Source organism: Enterococcus canintestini (genome assembly GCF_001885735.1).
Classification (GTDB): domain Bacteria; phylum Bacillota; class Bacilli; order Lactobacillales; family Enterococcaceae; genus Enterococcus_C; species Enterococcus_C canintestini.
In genome coordinates this window covers 81467-87490 of record NZ_JXKG01000009.1, presented here as the reverse complement: position 1 = coordinate 87490, position 6024 = coordinate 81467, and the positions used below count along the sequence as shown (strand labels likewise).

The window sequence follows — 6024 nt, the reverse complement described above, 5'->3', positions numbered from 1 at the left end:
GAGCTATGAATTATTCAGGATAGCAGTAGCTTCTTGATAATTTCCTACTGTTAATAATTCTTTGGCTTTATTTACCTCTTTTTGTAACTGTTCTTTTTGCTTTGTAATAAGTATTTCAAATTCTAAAGCTAACGTATTGCGTTGTTCACAAATTTCACTCAGGTGTGTTGCTTGTTCATCTGCTTTATTTAGAATTTCAAGTTCCGCTTCTGCTTTAACAACATTATTTTGCTTTAATGCTGTCTGAAGTTCCGTTAAATTATTTTGTAGCTCCTTTTTTTCCTCCGTTAATCTTGCAACTTCATCTTGCCAGGCACGAGCTTGTGCTTTTAATTCTGCTGAGCCTTGCGGGATCTGCAAAATTTTCTTGCTCTGAAGGCTGATAAATGTCAAATCCAGATTGCTCTCATCACTAAGAGTCATAGCTGGTTCCAACTGTTCTTTATAGGCTAACGCTTCTTTAGAACTTTTTTTAATAAATAGGGCTCGTTCTACATGAATCGCAGCGTTCCGGTAATCTTTTTTGGCAATCGCCTCATCTGCTTGCTCTAGCGAATGATGATAAAGTTGTTGATTTTGATATAAAAAATAGCCACAAGCGCCACTGGCTAAAAGTAATAACGTACCCATTAGTAAAAAAATCCGCTTCACTGGAATTCCTCCTCTTTAACAATCCATCTAAAAAACTCATTTTTTTCTAATCTAATTGTAACTATCAAAACGAGTTATGACAAGAGAAGTGCTGGCAGATTGCTAATTTTTTAGCGCAAACTAGCGAGTAAATTAAAATATTTTCTAATACATTGGAAAACATTGCAGTAAGTCAAGTAGGCTAGATGATTATGCTTAATAACTTCCAAAACGGACACCCTATCATTTCACTCAAATTAAATTTCGTGATAAGTTTAAAAAAAGAACATTTTAAGGAGGAGAAATGATGACCGTACCAAATTTTGTTTTAAATGATGGCAATTATATTCCAGCACTAGGTTTTGGCACATATAAAATTCGTGGCGACCATGGAATGCAACAAATTTTAAGTGCTATTCGTGATGGCTATCGTGCGCTTGATACTTCGACAAACTATGATAACGAGGGAATTGTAGGTGAGGCAGTGCGGCGCTCTGGTATTCCTCGTTCAGAATTTTTTATCACTTCAAAATTACCGGGTAAATACCATCACTACGACGATGCATTATTGTCTATTCAAGAATCTTTACGACGGATGGGGTTAGCGTATTTTGATCTTTTCTTGATTCACTGGCCACTTCCAAAACGTGGTCTTTATTCTGAAGCTTGGCAAGCACTAGTAACTGCTCAAAAATTGGGACTTATCCGTTCAATTGGTGTTTCAAATTTTGAACCTGAACATTTAGATAAAATCATCAGTGATACAGGTGTCACCCCTGCGGTTAATCAAATTGAATTACATCCTTATTGGACACAAGAAAAAATGGTCGCAGAAAATAAAAAACGCGGTATTATAACAGAAGCTTGGAGTCCTTTGGGTCGCGCCAGTGCATCATTAAATGAACCCTTGATTCAAGATTTAGCAAAAAAATACCATAAAAATGCTGGTCAGATTATTTTACGTTGGCACCATGAACGTGGTATTGTGCCAATTCCTAAAGCAAGTTCACTAACGCATCAACGTTTAAACTTGGATATTTTTGATTTTGCTTTAATGCCAAATGAAATTGAGGCGATTACGGCACTAAATAAAGCCGATGGTCGCATTAACGACCAAGATCCTAACGAATACGAAGAATTTGAATAAAAAATACCTACTTGTTATTTCGGTCACCTTTGTAGCAATCCAAAAGGCTAGATTTTTAGTCTAACTTTTGAAAGCTCATAACATTGGTCCAAAGTTAACAAGTAGGTTTCTTTTATTTAACTAATCCTAATTTCTGACAAGCCTGCCAAATACCGTCTTCACCCACTTTGCTGGTGACAAATTTTGCCTTTTCTTTTAAAGCATCACAAGCATTGCCCATAGCAATTGGATATCCAACTGCATCAAACATGGCTAAATCATTTTCTTCATCCCCAAAAGCTAGCGCTTCTTCTGGTTTAATGTTCAATTTTTTTAAGATTTCATGGACACCTGTCGCTTTTGATACATGAGCCAAGTGCACATCCATAACCACTGGTGCAACTTTTTCTGCCACGAGTAATTCATTTTTTATTTGAATACTTCTACGATCTTCCAAACGAACAATTAACTGAATCACGTCTGCTGGTAAAGTTTTAATATCTGTGACATACTCGATATATTTTGCGGCAGCATCTTCTGTTGCAACTTTTTCACTCGTTGCCAAAAAACGATCTGGTGTTTCAATAATATAGTGAATTTGTTGCTGATCAAAAGCTAACATTGTTTCTTTTAAAAGTGAAGGTGGGATGGGATGACAAGCTAGTTCTTTTCCTTTGTACAAAACTTGTGTGCCATTCGAGGCCACTAAACTTTCAACGCCTAATTCTGTAGCAAATTCTTGCAACATCAAATAATTGCGTCCTGAAGCAATCACAGGTTCAATTCCGTTTTGTTTTAACTGGCGTAGTGCTTCTTTGGCAGAAGAAGGAATCCTTTCTATAATTCCCAAATCACGAGGTAATTCATTATCCGCTAACGTACCATCAATATCAAAAAATGCAATTTTAAATTGTGTCATCTCGTACCTCTTTCTAAAACTTTCTCTTATGTTAATTTTAGCAGTAAAAAAACGAGATTACACTGTGAAATAAAAAAAATTGCTCAGGCTCGTTAAACTCTTGCATCAGAAATTAAATTTATCAGCTTTATTCCTTTTTAAAAGTCAAATAAGCCTTTAACCTAAAAAATGAAGTGTGACAAAAATCTTGCCACACTTCATTTTTCCTAGTTACCCCTATACTAAAATCAATCTCTACTTGAATAAGTCGAAATTCCTCAAAAAATTAAGAAGCACTTTCGAATACTCTATTTTGTTTCTTAAAATTGTTTACTTCTATCGTAATTTCATTATGCTACTGCTTGGCAGAGCCATTTCCATGGCCAGGAGTATAATTTGCAGCTTGCGCTACGGTAATTAAACTAAAATTACCTGGATTTTTTACTTGACCGTAAGTTTTACCACTTTCTACTTTTAAAAACTTATAACCATTTGGCGCTTGATACCATCCAGCAGAAGTTTGAATCGGCGCAGGAGTTTCATTATTTGAAGGAGTATTAGCAACTGTTTGGGCTTGCGCTTCTTTTTGGCGTTCTGCTTTTTCTTGCGCTTCTTTGGCAGCTTTCAGTTCAGCTGCTTTTTTTCTGGCAGCAGCTTCTGCAGCAAGTCTTTTTGCTTTTTCCTGACGTTCACTACTTACTTTATAGGAGCTATCGTAACTTGTTTTCAGAGTAGTATAGTTATTTGCTAAATCACCCGGTTGGTAATTTTTTAAACCTAAGGCATCGTTTAGGACGCTTCTAATTTGCTTTAACTCCGTTTTTTCGTCAGAATTTAAATCTCCTTTAGATAATAGTTCATTTGTTGCCTTAATCAATTCTCGGACAACTTTTTCATTCTCTTTAAAGTCTTGCTCCGTAGCCGTTGCACGACTTTTGAGCGTTGTTACCTTACTTTTAGAACTATCAAAATGACTTTTTAATACTAGTAAATCATCAGCATCTAAAAAATACTTTTCATTTTCTTTTTGTAAATTTGCCAGTTCTGTCTTATCATTTTTAGTTAGAAATTTATGTTTTTGTAAATCACTTGCGATCTTATTATCTTCTTTTAAATTCGCAACAAACTCTAGCATCTCTGCTTGATTTGCTTTCATTTCTGTTGCTAATTTCTCCGTTTTTGAAGCTAGTGTTCGGACTGGCTTTACCTTTTGTGGTGAGGTAATTTCTGCGAGTTCGTTGGTTAAGGCAGTCACTTTTGCTTCATCGTCAGCTGTAATAAATGGCTCTTGGCTTTTTTCGTTTAACTCAGTCAAATCTGCTGTTACCAGTTGATATTCTTGTGCTGCTACTTTGGCTTCTTTTTTCACCAATCGTAAGTTCACTTTATGTAACAACTTTTCTTGTTGATTAATTTTTTCTTTTAAACCACTGCGATTTTCCCTATTTTTTATTTTTGCAAAGTTTGTTACGGTTTGTTGAAGATCTTTTTTATCTTGGCTTGTGATAAATTCGGAATTAATCGCTTGTTGTACTTTTTGCTCTTGCTTTACTTGAGTATCATAAACGGCTTGATAAGCGTCTGTATTTAACCCTGTCGCGACAAATCCCGCACTCATAAAAGCTAGTACTACACCTAAAATGTCTCGTCTTAACTTCATATTTACTCCTTTTTAAACTAAATTTTGTTTACGATTTTCAATAGAATCACGATACCATTGTAAAGAGATCTCAATATCTTCTTTTAACTCATGATCATCAGAAAGATAATTGTAATAAGAAGTGATTTCTCCAATAATTTCCAGCAAGTCACTGATCGCTTTTACATCATCAGTTGTGTTTTTATTTTGCAAACGAGCAAATAGTTCACGCGACTCTCGTTCAAAATAATGCTGTAACTGATAATCAATAAAAAAAACAAGTTCATCATTTTGAAGCGTTTCTAATTGATAGCGCTTTAAAAAACCAACTAATTGATCGTAGTTCTCACTTTCTGTTTTCATCTTCTTCATTTGAAATAAAACAATTCCCATCGCGATAAAATACCAGATAAATGGACTCACTCGCAATAAATCTAAGACCACAATCAAACTGGCTACCAACAACAAAATAACAGACAAAAGAATTACTTTAACAACATAACGTTGTTTTTCCTTATACAAAGACAGAATATAGTAATACTCACTCATCTTTTCTCCCCCAATTCACTTTATTTTTTCATCCAATTCTATTTTATCCTATTGTGTAAAATAAAAGCAAAAAATAAAATAAATATTCTAATTTTGATTTTTCACAATAATTTTTCGACCAAAATAAAAAAACATTCAAACACGTAACACCTTTCTATCATGATAAAAATGATAAAAGTAGCGCTTGTGTTTGAATGTTTTATTTCTGTTAAATATATTGGATGATAGCCATTAAGACTGGTACTACTACAACGAACAAAATAGTACTTGTTGTTACCAAGTTCGTTGCATATTTAACATCGCCATGGGCATCTGCCGCTAAAATAGGCAATACCGCTAACATTGGTGTCGCTGATTGAACGATCAATGTTTGTTTTAATAAACTAGCCAAATGAATATCAAACATAGATGAACCTAAGCTAATTAAACCAATCAAAATAACCGGTGATAAAACAAAACGACCAATTAATGCTACCACAGTATCTCGGTCAAAACGAATACTCTTCAAACCAGCATCGTATAAGACAATCCCAATATAAAGTAGTGATAACGGTGTTACAATTCCACCAACATAACCTAATGTTGCGTTGATGAAACTTGGTACAGGAATACTAAAAATTAGAAATATTAATGCCACAATAAAACCTAAGAGTGGTGGTGGCAATAATTTCTTCCAGTTTAATTTAGCTTTTTGGCTTCCTTTTTCTTTTGTAGGGTCATCATTTGAAATTAAAAATACCCCAAAAGCCCAAGTCGAAATCGTATTCGTCACATAATAAACTAAAAAGTATGGTAACGCCTTATCACCAAATAAAGCAATATTTAACGGCAACCCAATGAAAATCGTATTTGCATTTACGACGCCATTCATAAAAATACCGCGACGTCCTGGACGAATTTTCATCACTTTTACTAATAGATAGGCGATAAGATAACCAATAATAACGCCTAAAACTGGAAATAAAAGACTACCAGATAATGAAACCAAACTATCTTTAGTCAAATATTTTAAAACAGAAACAAAAATTGAAGCTGGTAACGCAATTTTTGTAATTAAGCTGGAAATATTTTTGCCAAAATTATCATCAAACCAACCTTGTCTTTTCAAGATATAACCTAATGCAATCATCAAAATAATACTAATAACACTTTGAATTGATTGAAAGAATACCACAATAACCC

At 34.2% G+C, this 6024-nt stretch carries 6 protein-coding genes; 1 reads left to right on the top strand and 5 read right to left on the bottom strand.

The window, feature by feature from the left end:
• Positions 1-3: 3 nt before the first annotated feature.
• Positions 4-651: an oxidoreductase gene (locus RU96_RS07100; protein ID WP_249024157.1), complete on the bottom strand. Its 648-nt coding sequence runs from the start codon at positions 649-651 to the stop codon at positions 4-6.
• Positions 652-937: 286 nt separating this feature from the next.
• Here RU96_RS07100 and RU96_RS07095 point away from each other — a divergent pair, with 286 nt between their 5' ends.
• Positions 938-1777: an aldo/keto reductase gene (locus tag RU96_RS07095; RefSeq protein WP_071864846.1), complete on the top strand. Its 840-nt coding sequence runs from the start codon at positions 938-940 to the stop codon at positions 1775-1777.
• Between the two features lie 112 nt (positions 1778-1889).
• On the opposite strand, the gene RU96_RS07090 is transcribed toward RU96_RS07095, so the two are convergent.
• From RU96_RS07090 to RU96_RS07075, 4 genes are all read right to left on the bottom strand, one after another.
• Positions 1890-2675 (bottom strand): Cof-type HAD-IIB family hydrolase, encoded by a 786-nt coding sequence (locus RU96_RS07090; protein ID WP_071864845.1) that lies wholly within the window; start codon positions 2673-2675, stop codon positions 1890-1892.
• Between the two features lie 334 nt (positions 2676-3009).
• Positions 3010-4314: a hypothetical protein gene (locus RU96_RS07085; protein ID WP_071864844.1), complete on the bottom strand. Its 1305-nt coding sequence runs from the start codon at positions 4312-4314 to the stop codon at positions 3010-3012.
• A 12-nt stretch (positions 4315-4326) separates the two neighbouring features.
• Positions 4327-4842, bottom strand: coding sequence for a hypothetical protein (locus RU96_RS07080; protein ID WP_071864843.1), 516 nt, complete (start codon positions 4840-4842; stop codon positions 4327-4329).
• Between the two features lie 208 nt (positions 4843-5050).
• Entirely contained in the window at positions 5051-6016 is a 966-nt protein-coding gene (locus RU96_RS07075; RefSeq protein WP_071864842.1) for an AEC family transporter, read from the bottom strand.
• Between the last annotated feature and the right edge of the window lie 8 nt (positions 6017-6024).

What these genes read in the sequence shown, in the direction of transcription:
- RU96_RS07085 (WP_071864844.1), bottom strand. Translation starts at nt 4,314, where the DNA reads ATGAAGTTAAGACGAGACATTTTAGGTGTAGTACTAGCTTTTATGAGT.
- RU96_RS07090 (WP_071864845.1), bottom strand. Translation starts at nt 2,675, where the DNA reads ATGACACAATTTAAAATTGCATTTTTTGATATTGATGGTACGTTAGCG.
- RU96_RS07080 (WP_071864843.1), bottom strand. Translation starts at nt 4,842, where the DNA reads ATGAGTGAGTATTACTATATTCTGTCTTTGTATAAGGAAAAACAACGT.
- RU96_RS07095 (WP_071864846.1), top strand. Translation starts at nt 938, where the DNA reads ATGACCGTACCAAATTTTGTTTTAAATGATGGCAATTATATTCCAGCA.